The sequence below is a fragment of the Bacillus sp. PAMC26543 genome, from assembly GCF_014250375.1.
In the GTDB taxonomy this organism is placed as follows: Bacteria; Bacillota; Bacilli; order Bacillales; family Bacillaceae; genus Bacillus; species Bacillus halotolerans.
Genome location: NZ_CP060193.1, coordinates 3,621,517 through 3,637,287 on the forward strand (window position 1 = coordinate 3,621,517; position 15,771 = coordinate 3,637,287).

Annotated in this window: 18 protein-coding genes and 1 pseudogene; 4 read left to right on the top strand and 15 right to left on the bottom strand. The window is 44.7% G+C overall.

Annotated elements, in window-relative coordinates; translation table 11 throughout:
* Positions 1-3: 3 nt before the first annotated feature.
* From rsbS to acpS, 7 genes are all read right to left on the bottom strand, one after another.
* Positions 4-369, bottom strand: a complete 366-nt coding sequence (rsbS, locus tag H7F27_RS18335) for an RsbT antagonist protein RsbS (protein WP_003225190.1) — start codon at positions 367-369, stop codon at positions 4-6.
* A gap of 4 nt (positions 370-373) precedes the next feature.
* Complete coding sequence (rsbRA, locus tag H7F27_RS18340; RefSeq protein ID WP_081638235.1) at positions 374-1,198, bottom strand: RsbT co-antagonist protein RsbRA; 825 nt, start codon at positions 1,196-1,198, stop codon at positions 374-376.
* Between the two features lie 114 nt (positions 1,199-1,312).
* A complete protein-coding gene (gene ndoA / locus H7F27_RS18345) occupies positions 1,313-1,663 on the bottom strand; it encodes a type II toxin-antitoxin system endoribonuclease NdoA (RefSeq protein ID WP_003156187.1) in 351 nt (116 codons plus the stop codon).
* A gap of 4 nt (positions 1,664-1,667) precedes the next feature.
* Entirely contained in the window at positions 1,668-1,949 is a 282-nt protein-coding gene (gene endB, locus H7F27_RS18350) for a type II toxin-antitoxin system antitoxin EndoAI (protein WP_003225183.1), read from the bottom strand.
* A 117-nt stretch (positions 1,950-2,066) separates the two neighbouring features.
* A complete protein-coding gene (alr, locus tag H7F27_RS18355) occupies positions 2,067-3,236 on the bottom strand; it encodes an alanine racemase (RefSeq protein WP_024120297.1) in 1,170 nt (389 codons plus the stop codon).
* A 116-nt stretch (positions 3,237-3,352) separates the two neighbouring features.
* Complete coding sequence (locus H7F27_RS18360; RefSeq protein ID WP_082687822.1) at positions 3,353-4,369, bottom strand: LolA family protein; 1,017 nt, start codon at positions 4,367-4,369, stop codon at positions 3,353-3,355.
* Between the two features lie 165 nt (positions 4,370-4,534).
* Positions 4,535-4,900 carry a holo-ACP synthase gene (acpS, locus tag H7F27_RS18365; RefSeq protein ID WP_024120295.1) on the bottom strand — a complete coding sequence of 122 codons (366 nt, stop codon included), beginning with the start codon at positions 4,898-4,900 and terminating at the stop codon, positions 4,535-4,537.
* Positions 4,901-4,994: 94 nt separating this feature from the next.
* Between acpS and H7F27_RS18370 the strand changes: the two genes are divergently transcribed.
* The gene (locus tag H7F27_RS18370) at positions 4,995-5,594 is read left to right on the top strand and encodes a rhomboid family intramembrane serine protease (protein ID WP_024120294.1); all 600 of its coding nucleotides are present in this window, start codon (positions 4,995-4,997) and stop codon (positions 5,592-5,594) included.
* On the opposite strand, the gene H7F27_RS18375 is transcribed toward H7F27_RS18370, so the two are convergent.
* The 5 genes from H7F27_RS18375 to H7F27_RS18395 form a co-directional block, all read right to left on the bottom strand.
* Positions 5,591-7,072, bottom strand: coding sequence for a PH domain-containing protein (locus H7F27_RS18375; RefSeq protein WP_024120293.1), 1,482 nt, complete (start codon positions 7,070-7,072; stop codon positions 5,591-5,593). The two genes, H7F27_RS18370 and H7F27_RS18375, sit on opposite strands and share 4 nt — an antisense overlap.
* On the bottom strand, positions 7,062-7,541 hold the full coding sequence (locus H7F27_RS18380; protein WP_095714124.1) for a PH domain-containing protein: 480 nt from the start codon (positions 7,539-7,541) through the stop codon (positions 7,062-7,064). Before H7F27_RS18380 ends, H7F27_RS18375 begins: the two co-directional genes overlap by 11 nt.
* A 183-nt stretch (positions 7,542-7,724) precedes the next feature.
* Positions 7,725-9,209: a degradosome RNA helicase CshA gene (cshA, locus tag H7F27_RS18385; RefSeq protein ID WP_024120291.1), complete on the bottom strand. Its 1,485-nt coding sequence runs from the start codon at positions 9,207-9,209 to the stop codon at positions 7,725-7,727.
* 423 nt (positions 9,210-9,632) lie between these two features.
* A complete protein-coding gene (gene murF / locus H7F27_RS18390; RefSeq protein ID WP_185848261.1) occupies positions 9,633-11,006 on the bottom strand; it encodes a UDP-N-acetylmuramoyl-tripeptide--D-alanyl-D-alanine ligase in 1,374 nt (457 codons plus the stop codon).
* Between the two features lie 74 nt (positions 11,007-11,080).
* Positions 11,081-12,166: a D-alanine--D-alanine ligase gene (locus tag H7F27_RS18395; protein ID WP_024120289.1), complete on the bottom strand. Its 1,086-nt coding sequence runs from the start codon at positions 12,164-12,166 to the stop codon at positions 11,081-11,083.
* A gap of 153 nt (positions 12,167-12,319) precedes the next feature.
* Here H7F27_RS18395 and H7F27_RS18400 point away from each other — a divergent pair, with 153 nt between their 5' ends.
* Positions 12,320-12,640 carry a thioredoxin family protein gene (locus H7F27_RS18400; protein ID WP_010333104.1) on the top strand — a complete coding sequence of 107 codons (321 nt, stop codon included), beginning with the start codon at positions 12,320-12,322 and terminating at the stop codon, positions 12,638-12,640.
* Positions 12,641-12,654: 14 nt separating this feature from the next.
* Here H7F27_RS18400 and H7F27_RS18405 read toward each other — a convergent pair whose 3' ends face one another.
* A complete protein-coding gene (locus H7F27_RS18405; protein ID WP_024120288.1) occupies positions 12,655-13,527 on the bottom strand; it encodes a cation diffusion facilitator family transporter in 873 nt (290 codons plus the stop codon).
* Positions 13,528-13,776: 249 nt separating this feature from the next.
* Between H7F27_RS18405 and H7F27_RS18410 the strand changes: the two are divergent.
* Both H7F27_RS18410 and fbpB read left to right on the top strand, forming a co-directional pair.
* A pseudogene (locus H7F27_RS18410) lies at positions 13,777-13,942 on the top strand (Fur-regulated basic protein FbpA).
* Complete coding sequence (gene fbpB / locus H7F27_RS18415) at positions 13,929-14,075, top strand: Fur-regulated basic protein FbpB (protein ID WP_010333101.1); 147 nt, start codon at positions 13,929-13,931, stop codon at positions 14,073-14,075. The pseudogene H7F27_RS18410 and the gene fbpB overlap by 14 nt, the downstream one beginning before the upstream one ends.
* Before the next feature lie 24 nt (positions 14,076-14,099).
* Here the strand turns inward: fbpB and H7F27_RS18420 are convergent, their stop codons facing one another.
* Both H7F27_RS18420 and H7F27_RS18425 read right to left on the bottom strand, forming a co-directional pair.
* Positions 14,100-15,245, bottom strand: a complete 1,146-nt coding sequence (locus tag H7F27_RS18420; protein ID WP_185848262.1) for an acyl-CoA dehydrogenase family protein — start codon at positions 15,243-15,245, stop codon at positions 14,100-14,102.
* A gap of 128 nt (positions 15,246-15,373) precedes the next feature.
* The gene (locus H7F27_RS18425; protein WP_003225151.1) at positions 15,374-15,709 is read right to left on the bottom strand and encodes a hypothetical protein; all 336 of its coding nucleotides are present in this window, start codon (positions 15,707-15,709) and stop codon (positions 15,374-15,376) included.
* Positions 15,710-15,771 lie beyond the last annotated feature (62 nt).

The window sequence follows — 15,771 nt, forward strand, 5'->3', positions numbered from 1 at the left end:
TCGCTATTCCCCCAATTCCCGCTTCAATGTCTCAAGCCCTTGCTCTAAGTCGAGCGCCGTTTCGATTTCCTCAAGCGCAATTCCAAGTTCAATCAGCGTCACCGCAACGGCGGGCTGAATGCCGGTTAAGACAACTTTTGCGCCCATTAACTTAGACATTGTGATGACATCACCCAGCACTTTGGCGATAAATGAATCAATCATATCCACAGATGTCAGGTCAATGACGACCCCGTTTGCACCTGTTTCGTATATTTTATTTAATAAGTCTTCTTGAAAGGTTAATGCGGTTTGATCATCTAGTTCCCATTGAATAGATACTAATAAGCAATTATACAGTTTCAAGATCGGGATTTTCGGATGTCTCACAATATTATTCCCCCAATGAAACGATTTTTCGATCCGTCATTTCCAATGCTGTTTGAATTCCTTTTTGCAGGGTATTCTTAGTAATAACTTGGGATAAATCAATGCCCAGATTGACGATGGTCTGAGCAATTTCCGGACGGATTCCGGCGAGCAGGCATTTCGCTCCGACAAGCCTTACCGCTTCAGACGCCTGAATAATATGATGGGCAACCATCGTATCGACGACAGGCACACCGGTAATATCGATCAGCACGACTTGGGAACGGTGTTTGACAACGCCGTTAAGCAGATTCTCCATAATTCGTTTTGCGCGTTCCGTATCAATCGTTCCGACCAGCGGCATGACCGTTATATTTTCAAAAACCGGGATCAGCGGCGCAGAAAGCTCCTGCAGTGCGATTTTTTGCAGGGATACTGTTTTTTCCCATGAGATGGAGTACTGATTAAAAATTTCTGTATTAATCGGACTGAAGAAGCGGTCAATCTGCCAGATTAATTCCGTACTCTCTTGATCTGGCAATCTCTTATCGTTCATCTTCGTGTAGAGACGCTTCCAGAATTCAGCAAGCGCCGTAGCCAGAAACTTCAAAGAAAGTCCGATTTGGACGGCTCTCAGCGCCAGTTCGCTGATTTGGCTTTCAGCAGCGCTCTCATCATTAACAGATGAAAGCAGAATGTCGATATATTCTTTAGATATATTTTCATAAACTTGGTCAGTCAGCTGATATGATTCTTGTTCACTTAATTCTTTTAGTGTGTCAGTCCACAATTGAAGCAGTTCATTTTGATTCTCGGCTATGAACTGATAGACAGTCTGATTCGACATCAAATTCGCTTACCTCCCGATAAAAAACAACATATTTTTTCTTATTCCACTATTATATCGTTAATGTTTTTTGAAAACAAAAAAAGTTGCTCTATTTGAGCAACCAGGTAAATATTACTAAAAATCAATGAGTGCCAAACTGATCTGTAAGGCTTCATCAACCTTATCCATCATTTCATCATCCAGATGAGTAATCTTATCCGTTAACCTTTGCTTGTCAATCGTCCGAATTTGCTCCAGCAAAATAACGGAATCTCTTTCAAAACCGTAGCGTTTTGCATCAATTTCGACGTGGGTTGGTAATTTCGCTTTCTGTATTTGGGCTGTTATGGCTGCAACAATAGCAGTTGGGCTGAAGCGATTTCCGATGTCATTTTGGATCACTAAAACCGGGCGCACCCCGCCTTGCTCTGAGCCAACAACAGGAGATAAATCAGCAAAATAAACATCGCCGCGTTTCACAATCAAATGATTATCCTCCGCTGACTAAGCGCTCAACTGTCGTTTCAGCCTCGCACTCCGCAAAGTGAGCCTCGGAAGAAATGTTCAGGTTGATTTTCGCCATTTCCATATAGCCGCGTCTCATCAAATCACGGTTGTGACGAGTTGTTCGTTCGCTGACATAGGCTCTCACTGCTTGTGATATCAGTTCGTTTCTGCTTCGTTTCTCCCGCATCGCTACACCATCCAATTCAGCTACTAGGTTTTCGGGCAAGCTGATTTTCATTTCGGTTCTTGCGCTGGATTCAGACAAAAAACATACACCTCCACCAAACTTACGGATACGACTCTTTTATCCATCCAGTGATAATGATACCATTATTCACTCTTCAAGCAAAGCTGTTTTAAAAATTCTCTATCGTGATATGAGCTATTCGCTTGCATTCCCCTGCAATAAAGGGTTTCTTACTTCCATTATACTCCCATTTTCCAAAAACATACGGGGAACGCGGGAACTTATTGTACAAGCCACCTCGTAGTTAATGGTTTCGAGCCTGCCTGCGACCTCATCCATGGAAATATATTCATCCCCCTGGCAGCCGATCAATGTGACTTTTGAGCCCGGCGGATATTCCTGATCCAGCTCCACCATAAATTGGTCCATGCAGATTCGGCCGGCGATTTTCAGCCGTTTTCCTTTCACGAGTATCTCTGTTCCCTTTAATTGGCGGAGCCAGCCGTCCGCATAGCCAACAGGTACCGTTCCGATCCATGTGTCTTTTTCCGCTGTGTATTCCGCCCCGTAGCTGACACTTTCCCCTTTATGTACCTTTTTGACATGCGACAGGGTCGAATGCAGGGTGAATGCGGGACGCAGTTTAAACGGGATTTCATCGGTAATTTCCGCTGACGGACGCAGGCCGTACATGCCGATGCCAAATCTGACCGCGTTAAAAAAGCCTTTTTTCAGACGCAGGCCGGCGGCGCTGTTGGCGCAGTGAACCATCATTTTCTTTAAAGGCAGAGGAGCAATCAATTCTTTAAAGCGTTCAAACTGCATCAGAAAGTAGTCTCTTTGTTTTTCATCAGCAGTCGCAAAATGAGTGAAGACCCCTTTGCATTTTAAGCCCGGGTTGCGCTCCAGAATTTTCATCACGTGATGAATCTCTTCTTCTGTTTTCACACCGAGCCTGTTCATTCCCGTATCGACTTTCAGATGAAAATGAAGGGAAGCTTTCTTGAGGTGGCGCGCAGCTTCCTGAAGCCATTCAACAGAATAACCCGTTAACGTCACATCGTATTCCGCCGCGATTTTCACATACTCCGGAGGAACCGCGCCGAGCACCAATATAGGCGCTTTCAGGCCCCGCTGGCGAAGAGAAATCGCTTCATCCAAGATCGCCACGGCTAAGCATGAAGCACCTGACTCAAGAGCCGCCTTCGCTACTTCTGCATCCCCATGTCCATAGGCATTTGCTTTCACAACCGCCATCAGGTGGACATGTTCACCGATGTGTTTTTTCATATTACTTACATTTTCTTTAATCGCGGACAGATCAATTTCCGCCCACGTGTCTCTGTAAAAAGGTTTTGTGCTCATTTATGACACTTCCTAGCGTTTATTCAATATCATTTACATATCATACTAAAATTATAGGGCAAAGTGAAATTCTGCCTGACGAAAAAAAGGCCAAATTTGATTCGGCCTTTAGGAGATTATTTGGATGATTGTCCCTTCATGCTTTTGGCGACTGTCACCATCTCCTCTTGTGAAAGATCTTTTGATGACAGAAGATAATCCACGCCTTCATAAGTCCATGTTAGCGAAGCATCTGACAAAGCGCCGATTGTGTAGCCGAGATTCACCGGTTCCGCGTTCAGCGTGACTGAGGAGGACGCTTTCGCAACCTGGGCTTTTTCCTGAATTAAGGTAAACGATTTTTCTCCGCCGTAAGTCATGATGACGCGCTTGCCATCTTCCGTTGAAATATCTTTTTCTTCAAGCAGTTTTACGCCTAGCGGCAGTTCAAGCGGCGTTTTGACGGCAAAAGAGTCGGAAGGCTTCGCGCTAGTGGCGACATCCATTTGAGAAAGGGTCATATTTTTCTTTTCATCAAAGGACTCTTTGTCAAATTGCTTATTGAATTGGAAGCTGCTGAACTCTACTTTCACCATCACTTTTCGGTCGGTATCCATGACTTTGACAGATAGCGGGCTCATGTCCTTCTTGTTAAATGTGATTTCTTGTGTCGGAAGCATTTTGTTATGCTGATAGTTGGTTTTTGTTTCAAATACGTATTCTGATTCTTTTGAAGTGAAGACTGCATCCGAATCGTTTTGAATATCCTTTACAAGCGATTCAAACAAATAGACTTGGCTGCTGTTGTTTGGCCAGTCGCTTTGAAACCTGAAGCTCTTATTTAAAGACGGTGTGAGAACAAATACTCCGTTTTCATTTCGTAAAATGACTTGGTTTTGGTCTTTTTTCGGATTTTCCAGATAGACCCGGTACAGAGACGGTTTTTTGTGCCAGATTTCCACATTGTATACTTGCGGGTCACTCCCTGTCTCAATGGTCATTTTTGCTTTTGCTTTGTACGAGGTATATTCTTTCGCCTTCTCGTCCAGCCCGGTAACGACATCTTCCTGTGATTTTTGTCCGCAGGCAGAAAGAATAAGGACAGCCAGCAGTCCCGTTAAAAGCAAAACAAAGCTTTTTCTCACCTTTTTCAACCCCTTTTTCTCAATTGATGTAAAAGGAAGAAATCGCTTGTTTGACTTTAACGGTACGCTCGGTACACGGTTAAACAGAACAGAGGCGTACCATAAAAGCCTCAAACAACTCGTCTCCCTTAATGCATTATCAAATATATGAGAGGGGTGTCCCTAATATGCAGACTAGCTTGACAACCTTTCAATAACAACCTGTGCAGCCGCATATTCCTTCGTATGAGTGATTGACACATGAACGGCGGCTTGGCTCAGCTTTGCGCAAACAATAAAAGGCTTGCCATTCGAATCTTTTGTCACTTCAATATCTTGAAAACTTAAATTCTTGCCTATTCCTGTGCCGAATGCTTTCGAAAAAGCTTCTTTTGCCGCAAATCTTCCTGCGAGAAATTCAATTTTTCTTTTCTCAGAAAGCTCATGATACTGAGCAAGTTCGCCGCCTGTTAAAATACGCTCGGCAAATCGTTTCTGGCGATCGGCCATTGAAGCGATCCGCTTAAGCTCCACGATGTCTAATCCTATACCGTAAATCATGTTTTACACCCTCCTTTGCGCTTGTACTATTTGAATGGTTTGTCTCATAAACGTGTTACTATAGAAATACCAAAATGATGAAATGGGGCTCAGCATGTTTATACGGACTGAAAACTTTCAAACCTTTATCAGGCTTTATCCCGTCGTCACCTTTATATTGGCTGCTCAGGCCGTTCTCTGGCTGTTCTTTTCACTTCCTGTTCCTTCAGTCGTGTTGTGGAGAGACGCTGTCACAGGCTATAACCTTGGCGTCGCTAACGGTGAATGGTGGCGGCTGGTCACGCCGATTTTTCTTCACGCAGGGTTTACCCATTTGCTGTTTAATTCAATGTCCATCTTTTTATTTGCGCCGGCTCTGGAACGAATGCTCGGAAAAGCGCGTTTCCTTCTTGTGTATGCAGGTTCCGGAATGATCGGAAACATCGGCACGTATTTTACAGAACCGCTTGATTATGTGCATGTCGGAGCTTCCGGCGCGATCTTCGGGCTGTTCGGCGTTTATCTGTTTATGGTTCTTTATCGTAAAGAGCTGATCGGGCAGGACAACTCCAAAATGATTATCACATTGCTTGCCTTTGCCGTTCTCATGTCGTTTATCAACTCCAATATTAACATGATGGCCCACCTGTTTGGACTTTGCGGCGGGTTTCTCCTGTCTTTTTTATGTGTGCAAAAAAAAGAGCGGCGGTATTAACCGTCCGCTTTTTCATATGAGTACCAATTTAAAATGAAATCTGCATCCTCTTCTCCCACATCTCTCACCGTTAATTCTTCCATATGGCTTGACGATTTTACCGAAGTGGAAATGGTATACAGCTTCCCCTTCTTTTGAAAATAAGATTGGCTCGCTTTGCATACCTGCATTCGCTTTCTCAACACAATTGCAGTCGTTCTGCCGATAAATCTCGATGTCAGCTGGAGACGGTCTCCGCTGATCACCCAGGCCGCATCTTTATAAGCAAGATACCCGAAAAACAATTCAATCGGCAGCAGGACAATCGAGAGATAACCCCATGGCTGAAAGAAAATACACAGCGGAATGATGAAAAAGATGGAGAAAATGGTTGAGCGGAATAAGTACCGCTTCAATGCGCGCCGCGGCAGATGGCGGCGATTTTCTTCCAGCGTGTATTCCGGCGTAAAAGTACGCAGCATGCCAGGAAGCTTTTTTTTGTGGATCATCGGAAACAGAATGGTCGAAGCGCCCTCTGCTTTTTCCGGGTCTCCTCCGCCGCCCGCGCTGACGATTGACACCGTCGCAAAACCGAAAAGCTGGCGGATGATGTTTTCTTTTATTTTGATGGCTTGTATTTTGCGAAGCGGTATGGTGACTTGGTGTTTTTCAATAATACCTCTTGAGATCACCAATTCCTGCTCTTTTTTCATGATTTGAAAGTTAGCATATTTGAACATCATGCCGGCTATGCTGAGAATCCAGGTGATAAATAAACCAATAAATATAAGTACGGCGTATATGCCTATATTGGCGTGCTGCAGAAAGGAGAATTTTTTGAAGAGCCAATCCATCGGCAGCACCTCATCCAGCTGAGAAATGAGCGCAAATACAGCAGAGATAATCACGCCGATTCCTCCGGATGTTGAAGCGGCCATAAGTAATTCTTTTGCATTCATGCTGTAGTTCACCTGCGGCTCCGCATCCGGGAGCGCCTCTTTATCTTCTGACAGGCCTTCATCGGTATCGATTGGATTTCTTTCTGCTTTTTTCTTAAATACAGCTTCTTTGATTCTTTCAGCTTCTTCAACTGAAATAGCCGACAATACCGCTTCCGCCTCTTTGCCGCCGCCAGCCGTTTCAATTTGCAGTTTGACAAGCTTGAAAATTTGCTGGACCACACCCGCACTCGTATTCATCGTTTGAATCCGGTCAATCGATATATACCTCTTTTTCGTCACAAACAAGCCTTCTTCGATTCTGAATTCATCATCTTCGATTCGATAGGAAAACTTTCTCCATTTGATGATGCTTGCTGCCACGAGCCAGATGAACAAAACGCCGAGCGCGATGGCTCCGTAAAAACGGACAGTGTGATTAGAGTTGACGATATACACAAAAAAGAATGGCAGAATAATATTTTTTATCGTTTGAATAATGGTATGGGATAAATTCAAAATGACTGCCGCCGGGTGAAGGCGTTTCGGTTCAGACATCATCGTCAGTCACCCTTGCCAGGCGCGAAATGGAGTCTCTCAGCTGATCCGCTTCCTCCATCTCTAAAGCAGGAATCGAATGCACAGTTGCCGCCGTGAAGATTTTCACTGTCGCCAGATTGTATTTTCTTAATAACGGCCCTTGCGAGGTGTCTACGTGCTGAACCCTGACCATCGGCACGATCACGCGTGTCACAACAAAGATACCTGATTGAATATCTATTTCGTTTTCATGAACTTCATAACGCCACACTTTGTGCCGGATCTTTGGAATCAGATAAATCGTCACAACCGAACCCAGCAGCCAAACTGCGCCGAGCACGCCGCTGATCCAGTACGGCCAATGGAAAAAATAACTTAACACTGCAACTGCTATGACAATAAGCAAGCAGACAGCGGATATGATTATCTCTTGAAGTCGCCAAACCTTTAATCCGTCTGGACTGATTTGGTTTTTTGGCTGCTTTCTCAAAATACCTACCTCCCGTTTTTCTCATCGTTACTTATACGCGCTTATGCAGAAAAAGTTTCATCTTTAAGCATACATAGAAAAAACGGTTCCGTCAGCTGAAAATTTGCTTAATGGCCATGAATTTTTGAACATAAAAAAAGCCCAAAACAACACATGTTTTAGGCTCTTAAATTCTTTACAGAATTAGTATGATTTTTTCTGGCGTCTGTCACCTGAAGAACGGCGATCGTTTGAACGCTTTTTATCATAGGAAGAACGGTTGCTGCTTTTCCCTTTACCGCCGCGGTAGCCGCCGCCTTGTCCGTCTCTGCGTTTGGAAGTGCGTTGGTTTTTGTAGCGTTTGCCGATCATCGGCGCTTCGTCTGTTAAGCGAACAGGTGTGCTATCCGGCTCTTTTGTAGCCATTTTGATAGCCGCTGCAACCACTGTCACTGCATCATGATCTTCAAGCAGCTCAGCTGCCGCTGTCATGTAGAAGTTCAAGTTGTTTTCGCTGATTGTCGTACGAAGACGATCAACTGTAACCTGCTGCTGGCCTTCTAACGCTTCATCAAGTGTCGGCTCTTTCATGCGGTCCATTTTGCGTTTCGTTGTTTGTTCAATTGCACGAAGCATGCTTTTCTCACGCGGTGTGATAAACGTCATCGCCATACCTGTTTTACCTGCGCGGCCTGTTCTTCCGATACGGTGAACATAGCTTTCAGGATCTTGAGGCACGTCGAAGTTGTACACGTGTGTAACACCTGAGATATCGAGTCCGCGAGCTGCAACATCAGTTGCAACAAGTACTTCGATTGCACCTTCTTTAAATTTGCGAAGCGCAACCATACGTTTCGCCTGCGTTAAATCACCATGAATTCCTTCAGCTGCATATCCGCGAAGGTTCAGGGCTTCTGCCAGTTCATCAACACGGCGTTTTGTACGTCCGAATACAATCGCAAGCTCAGGAGACTGAATGTCAAGAAGACGAGTCAGTGTGTCGAACTTTTTACGTTCCTGTACTTCCAAATAGAACTGCTGAATGTTAGAAACAGTCATTTCTTTTGCTTTTACTTTTACGTGTTCAGGCTCAGTCATGAAACGCTCTGCAATGCGTTTGATCGGCGCTGGCATTGTAGCTGAGAACAGAAGCGTCTGATGCTCGCTCGGCACATTTGAAAGAATAGATTCGATGTCGTCGATGAACCCCATATTCAGCATTTCATCCGCTTCATCCATTACAACAGTATTTACATTGTTTAAACGAATCGTGCGGCGGTTAATGTGGTCAAGAAGACGTCCCGGTGTTCCGACAATGATATGCGGATTTTTCTTTAACGCCCGGATTTGTCGTCCAATATCCTGCCCACCGTAAATAGGAAGAACTTTCGCACGTTTATCTTGTCCGATTTTATATAATTCTTCAGATACTTGAATGGCTAGTTCACGGGTCGGTGCGATTACGATTGCTTGAATATTAGGAGACTCGGGGTTAATTTTCTCAACAAGGGGTATACCAAACGCAGCTGTTTTACCTGTACCTGTTTGCGCTTGTCCAATGACATCTTTATTTGAAAGTCCGAGCGGAATCGTTTGTGCCTGAATCGGCGTTGCTTCTTCAAATCCCATACGGTTAATTGCCTTCATGAGATCAGAACTTAATTGAAAATCTTGAAACGTTATAGTCAAATTATTCAAACTCCTTCTAATTGCTGTTTCAGTAATGTCGTGATTTACCACTTAAAAACTGCCCTCCATGGAAAAAGGACAGGATCCTTACGTATACAAAGCCCGAATTACTTTAAGTTTTATCTTACCATTACACTACTTGTTTTTCAATAACGCGGTAAGCAGATCAGCATTTTGAATGCGCTCGCTGACCTGCTAACCAAATATGCCGGACGATGCCCAATCCCGCTCCTTGTGTCCGCGGAAAACCTAAGGTCAGCGGATGGCGGTCCGTATACATATTTTCGTATCGCGAAATAAACCTGTCATTATTGTACCATAGCCTCAGCCGGTCATACATAAATTATTTGGGGCCGGCATACATTAGTGTCTGCACATCATTTTTATTTTATGATTGCAATCTGCTTTTTTCCGCAGGATTTTTTAAGAAAACGGGCTCTCCATTAAATCTTTAACGATTTCTTCAAGCTTCATACCTCTTGACGCCTTGAATAAAATCAAATCTCCCTTTGCCGCTTTATTCTTCAGGGCCTGAGTGAGATCTTTTTTGTCGCTGAAGTGGCTGATGCGTTCTTCGCTAAAATGTTCCATCGCACCTTCCGCGATAAATGCCCCCAGTTTTCCATACGTAAAGACGTGGTCAATTTTGTCCGGGCTGATCACAGCGCCGCATTCCTTATGGAACGTTTCTTCAAGATCGCCGAGTTCAAGCATGTCTCCGAGCACGACCATTTTCTTCCCGTATCCTTCAAGGCTTTCTGTCAGTTGGATTGCAGCCTTCATCGACGTCGGGCTCGCGTTATAAGCGTCATTAATAATAGAAATGCCGCTGTCTGTTTTCATCAATTCAAGTCTCATGCCGGTGACCTTCAGGCCGCTTAATCCTTTTGCTGCATCCTCAGGCGTGATGCCGAAATAAGCCGCTGCGGCGATTGCCGCCATGGCGTTCATCACATTATGTTTGCCCAGTATAGGGATAAAAAACGTTTTTTCTATGCCTTTGATCGTAAAATGGGTTCCCGCTTCACTCTGGCTGACATCCTGCAGCTGATAATCGTTTTGCGCTCCAGTACCATACGTTTTTGTTTGGCAGCTGTAGTCTTTTTGCAAGAGCGGTTCGTCTCCGATATAAATCAGCACACCGTCTTCTTTCAGGCCGTTGATAATTTCCAGTTTCGCTTCCGCAATGCCTTCTCTTGAACCAAGATCCTGCATGTGGGATTCGCCGATATTCGTTATCACTGCCGCATCCGGATTTGCCAGGCGGCTCAGGAGGTCAATTTCTCCTTTTGCGCTCATTCCCATTTCCAGTACAGCAATTTCTGTATCTTCTGGCATCGCTAACACTGTAAGCGGCAGCCCGATATGGTTGTTGAAGTTTCCTCCTGTTTTATGGACGCGGTACCGCGTTTGCAGGACAGTGTGAATCATGTCTTTGGTCGTCGTTTTGCCGTTGCTTCCTGTTACCCCGATGACACGTGTGCCCTGCTCCTGTAAATAAGCTTTTGCAAGCTGCTGGAGCGCAGACAATGTATCTTCCACCAGAATCACAGCTTGATTCTCGGGCGGATTTGGTTCCGAGCGGTTCCACAGAACGGCAGACACACCAGCTTCAAAAGCCTGCGGCACAAAAGTGTGGCCGTTAAAATGTTCCCCTTTCAGCGGGATGAAAAGCTGATTGCTTTCCAGCTTTCTTGTATCTGTAGCAACTCCATGAATGACTGTATTTTCATATTGCGGGTTTGTCAGTGTGCCTTTGACCATTTCGGCAATTTTTTTTACGGTTCGCTTAATCAAGTAAGGTCCCTCTCTTTCTTTTGGTGATATACGGGAAAAGACACTGCCCTTTTACCGGCAGTGTCCGTCTTCATTTAGAATGTATGTTTAATCAATTGCTTTTCAGCGTGGCGTTCTTTAGCCAGCTCTACAAGCTGTTCAATGAGGTCAGCGTATTCAACTCCGGCTTCTTTCCAGAGAAGCGGGAACATGCTGAACGGTGTAAAACCAGGCATCGTGTTTACTTCATTGATCAGCACTTCGCCGTCAGCTGTCAGGAAAAAGTCCGCTCTGACAAGTCCTGAACCGTCAATTGATTTAAACGCTCTGATCGCCATGTCACTGATTTTCGCGTATTCCTCATCTGTTACAGTCGCAGGAATAATCAGGTCAGTGTCTCCATCCTCGTATTTCGCTTTGTAATCGTAGAAATCTGTCTTAGGTGCGATTTCTCCAACTGCAGAGCATTTAGGATCATCATTTCCGAGAACGCCGATTTCAATTTCGCGGCCGTTGATGCCTTCTTCGACTACGACTTTCCGGTCATATTGGAACGCCAGCTCAAACGCTTTTTGCAGTTCTTCACGGTTTCGGCATTTGCTGATTCCGACGCTTGAGCCAAGGTTGGCCGGCTTCACGAAGCAAGGGTAGCCCAATTCTTGTTCTACTTGCTCGCAGCTTTCTTCTGGAGAACGAGTCCAGTCTTTTTTAAGGAAGGCTGTGTATTTCGCCTGTGCAAGGCCGGCTTGCGCAAACAAATGCTTCATGACAACTTTATCCATACCAGCTGAGGAAGCGAGCACACCGTTGCCGACATAAGGAATATTTAAAAGTTCAAGCATTCCCTGAATCGTTCCATCCTCTCCGTTCGGGCCGTGCAGGAGCGGGAAGACGACATCAATTGCTTCATTTTGTTGTGACACTTCCTGCGGAAACATCTCCTGGTTGAGAGCAGATGGAGAAAAAGCAGTTCCGCCCTGCTCAAGCTGAAGCATTTTTACGTTGGAAACAGGCTCTGTTAAACGTGCGCCTCTTATCCATTCGCCTTTTTCAGTTATATAAATTGGATGTATATCAAACTTCTCAGTATTTAGCGCTTTTGTTACAGCCAGAGCTGTCTGAAGCGAAACATTATGTTCGGCTGACTTACCGCCGTACACTAATCCTAGACTTGTTTTCAATGGATACTCCCCCCACTACAATTCATCTTTACTATCTTATCACTTTCACAAGAAAATGATCTAATTATTTTTGGGCATGCTGAAGCTGAATGCATTTGTATGTAATTCCTTTTTATTTTATATTAAAATGGCATTGAAAAGGAGATGTGACATATGAAAAAAATCACAACAAAAGAACAATTTAATGAATTGATTCAATCTGATAAAGAAATCATTGTAAAGTTTTATGCTGATTGGTGCCCTGACTGCACACGCATGAATATGTTCATCGGCGATATTTTGGAAACGTACAATCAAAACGATTGGTACGAGCTGAATAAGGACGAGCTTCCTGAACTGGCTGAAACATATCAGGTAATGGGTATTCCAAGCCTGCTCATTTTCAAAAATGGAGAAAAAACAGGCCATCTTCACAGCGCCAATGCCAAAACGCCTGAAGAAGTGACTGAATTCTTATCAGAACATATAAGCTAATTCGATAAGCAGCCCTATTTTATGTCGTCGGGCTCTACGTGAACATGAACATGAGTGACATCGTGTTCATGTTTTATTTTGTTTTCTACCTCATCTGCGACCCCATGGCCTTCCTCTACTGTCAGCTTCGGATCCACTGTAATGACCATCTCTATATGTACTGTGCTGCCCAAGTATCGCGCTTTCACGTCCTTAAGACGATGCACATTTTCTATCCGGCCGACAGTCTGTTTATAAGGTTCAAGATCTTTCAAATGGAACCCGTCCGTTAATGAATGCGAAGCGTCTTTGAAGATATCCCAGGCTGTCTTGCAAATGATGATTCCAATAATAAAAGCCGTAACCGGATCTATCCAGGCCAGCTGCAGCTGGGAAGAAAAAACACCGATAAACGCTCCGGCACTGACAAATGCGTCTGACCTGCTGTCCTTCGCCGCCGCCATAAGTGCAGAGCTTTTAATGGATGCTGCGAGTCTTTTGTTATATAAATAGATGCCGTACATAAACACTGCACTGCCTAAAGCCGTCCACGCCGCGATAAGGCTTGGCGTTTCTGATGTGCCGCCCGCAATCGCTTTTCCTCCGCCGATTAACACTTCAATTCCAACAGCCATCATAATAAAAGACGCAATAAGGGACGAAATTGTTTCAGCCCGATAATGGCCATATGGATGGTCACTGTCAGCCGGCCTTTGGGAAATACGCAGTCCGATCAGCACCGCTATTGACGCTACAATATCTGTCCCATTGTTTAACCCGTCTGCTCTCAGCGCTTCAGAATGATACAGTATTCCGATTGTCAGCTTTACTGCAGCAAGAATGATATATGCCAAAATATTGAGGAGTGCTCCTTTTTCTCCCTTTTTAAGATTATCTGTCCTCCCCATTGAATACCAGCCTCCATTCTATTACATAGTATGGTTAAAAACATGAAAAATAGCAGCAGCGATTCTCAACGGGGAGGGAAATTTCGACAGCAAATTATTGCCCGGGAAACTTTTTGTCGATATGTTGAAGGTTTGCTTACTTACGAAAGAATAGGACTGTTTTCACCTTTACAGGCTGTGGCGGACATTGTATACTGAGGTTAATTGATAATGATTATCAATATCGTTTGATTGGAGGTTGGTGACACAATGACACCTCAGTCTGCAGAAATCAGAAAAAAGCATCTCATTCATCTGTTAATACAGAATGGTATATACAAAAAGTCAAAGCGTCATTTGTATGAATTGTCGCTGATGGAGCTGGAAAGTGAATACAAAACATTGTCAGGAGGCGCCAGGGCATGCCAAAGCGTAAAATAAAAACCTACCAACAGCTGATCCAGGAAAACAAAGAGGCGATCATGGGCAATCCAAAGCTGATGAACGTCATTTACGACAGAATTGACCGCAAGCATCAGAAGAATCTCCAGGAACAAAACAATACATAAAAAAGAGCCGGCAAAGGCTCTTTTTTATGTATTGAAAGCTTCTGCGGCCAGCTTTTGAATGACCGCGTCGTCCATCGGCGGGTTATGGAGACCGGCGCGCACATCCCGGTAATAGCGCTGAAGCGGATTGGTGCGTTCGAGGCTTTTGGCCCCTGCAATTCTCATCGCTTTGTCTACAACAGAAAGCGCGGCGTTTGTGACGATATGTTTTGCCGCACCGAGCTCACTCTTCAAGTAAGGGCGGCGCTCCGGATCGTCATACAATTCAGCCGCATGAAAAAGAAAGTGTCTGGCATTCAGCAATTCAAGCTCCATTTCGCCTGTTCTTTGCTGAACGGCCGGAACATCCTTGATCGGTCCCTTCAAACTATTTGGAGAATACTCGGAGGCAAAGCGCACCGCATAGTCTCTAGCAGCTTGAGCCACGCCAAGATAAACCGCCGGAATATGGAGCAGCCAGCCATTTGGCTTTGCTCCCCGCGGCCCTTGAAGCAGCTCCACCAGTTTATCGTCCTCCAGCGTTACCTCGTTTAATACAAGATCATGGCTGCCGGTAGCCCGCATCGCCATCATATCCCATGTTTCTTCAATTGATACACCAGGATCATTTTTATGAACCAACACGACACCTGTTGTTTGTTTTTCTTCAATCCATGCCGTCACTAAAAAATAATCAAGCGCTTGCGACATTGTCGTAAACGTTTTTCTTCCATTCACCACCCATTTGCCGTCCTTTTTGACGGCGGCAGTCCCGGGGCGTCCTCCCCTGGTCGGGCTCCCGGTTTTCGCTTCTGTCGCTGCTCTATTGATCACGGCGCCGTTTTGGACTTCCTTTGCGATAAACGCAAACACATCTTCATCCCAGCTGTTTCCTTCTCCGAGCTCTCCCATCACGCTTAAATGCCAGCCGATGCTCAGAGCTGCAGGAGCATCTCCCCGTGCAAGCCGCTCTTGAAAAAGCAGCATGTCGTAAACAGACATTCCTGCTCCTCCATGGGATTTTGGCACGGTTATCGCCGTATATCCCGAATCAAGCAGTTTTTGTATTTTTTCGGCAGGAAATCGTCCCTGTTCATCATCCTTAGCGGCTGTTTGCTGAAATTCATCCGCTAGCTGTCCTATTTTCTCTATCCATTGCCGCTGTTTTTCGTTCCGTACAAATAATGACATCCGGCAGCCCCCCATTTTTTCAATTCCGATAAATTTAATATGTATTATAGATTTCCAGCCATGATTCCGCAACTGTTAACAATTTGTCCACGATAGAAAAACACGCCGTTCCCGAGGGAACAGCGTGTTTAAACCGGATTTGCATCCCGGTCTTGTTTCATACCGAGATAAATGAGCATATAAGTCAGGTAACCCATTGTCATGACCAATCCGCCGAAGAAAAAGCTTGAGAAAATCGGCTCTTCAAAGGCAGTAACTGCCGCAAGCACAATCCAGCTTGCATACAGATATATGATAAAATAACGGATACCCGTCTTCATTTTATATATCATGTACAGCCCCACGAGAGAAAACAACCCCAGCGCGAGCCTGAAATATACAAGATGTTCAAACTGAAACATGAATGACACAAATGAGAATCCAAGCAGCAATACAATCGGTAAAGCGGTAATAAAGTTCCTCAATTCGAGACACCTCCGTCAGTACCTTTATTATAAACCAAAACATCGAATGATATTGATTTACG

What these genes read in the sequence shown, in the direction of transcription:
- alr (WP_024120297.1), bottom strand. Translation starts at nt 3,236, where the DNA reads ATGAGCACAAAACCTTTTTACAGAGACACGTGGGCGGAAATTGATCTG.
- acpS (WP_024120295.1), bottom strand. Translation starts at nt 4,900, where the DNA reads ATGATTTACGGTATAGGATTAGACATCGTGGAGCTTAAGCGGATCGCT.
- H7F27_RS18370 (WP_024120294.1), top strand. Translation starts at nt 4,995, where the DNA reads ATGTTTATACGGACTGAAAACTTTCAAACCTTTATCAGGCTTTATCCC.
- H7F27_RS18375 (WP_024120293.1), bottom strand. Translation starts at nt 7,072, where the DNA reads ATGATGTCTGAACCGAAACGCCTTCACCCGGCGGCAGTCATTTTGAAT.
- H7F27_RS18400 (WP_010333104.1), top strand. Translation starts at nt 12,320, where the DNA reads ATGAAAAAAATCACAACAAAAGAACAATTTAATGAATTGATTCAATCT.
- H7F27_RS18405 (WP_024120288.1), bottom strand. Translation starts at nt 13,527, where the DNA reads ATGGGGAGGACAGATAATCTTAAAAAGGGAGAAAAAGGAGCACTCCTC.
- fbpB (WP_010333101.1), top strand. Translation starts at nt 13,929, where the DNA reads ATGCCAAAGCGTAAAATAAAAACCTACCAACAGCTGATCCAGGAAAAC.
- H7F27_RS18420 (WP_185848262.1), bottom strand. Translation starts at nt 15,245, where the DNA reads ATGTCATTATTTGTACGGAACGAAAAACAGCGGCAATGGATAGAGAAA.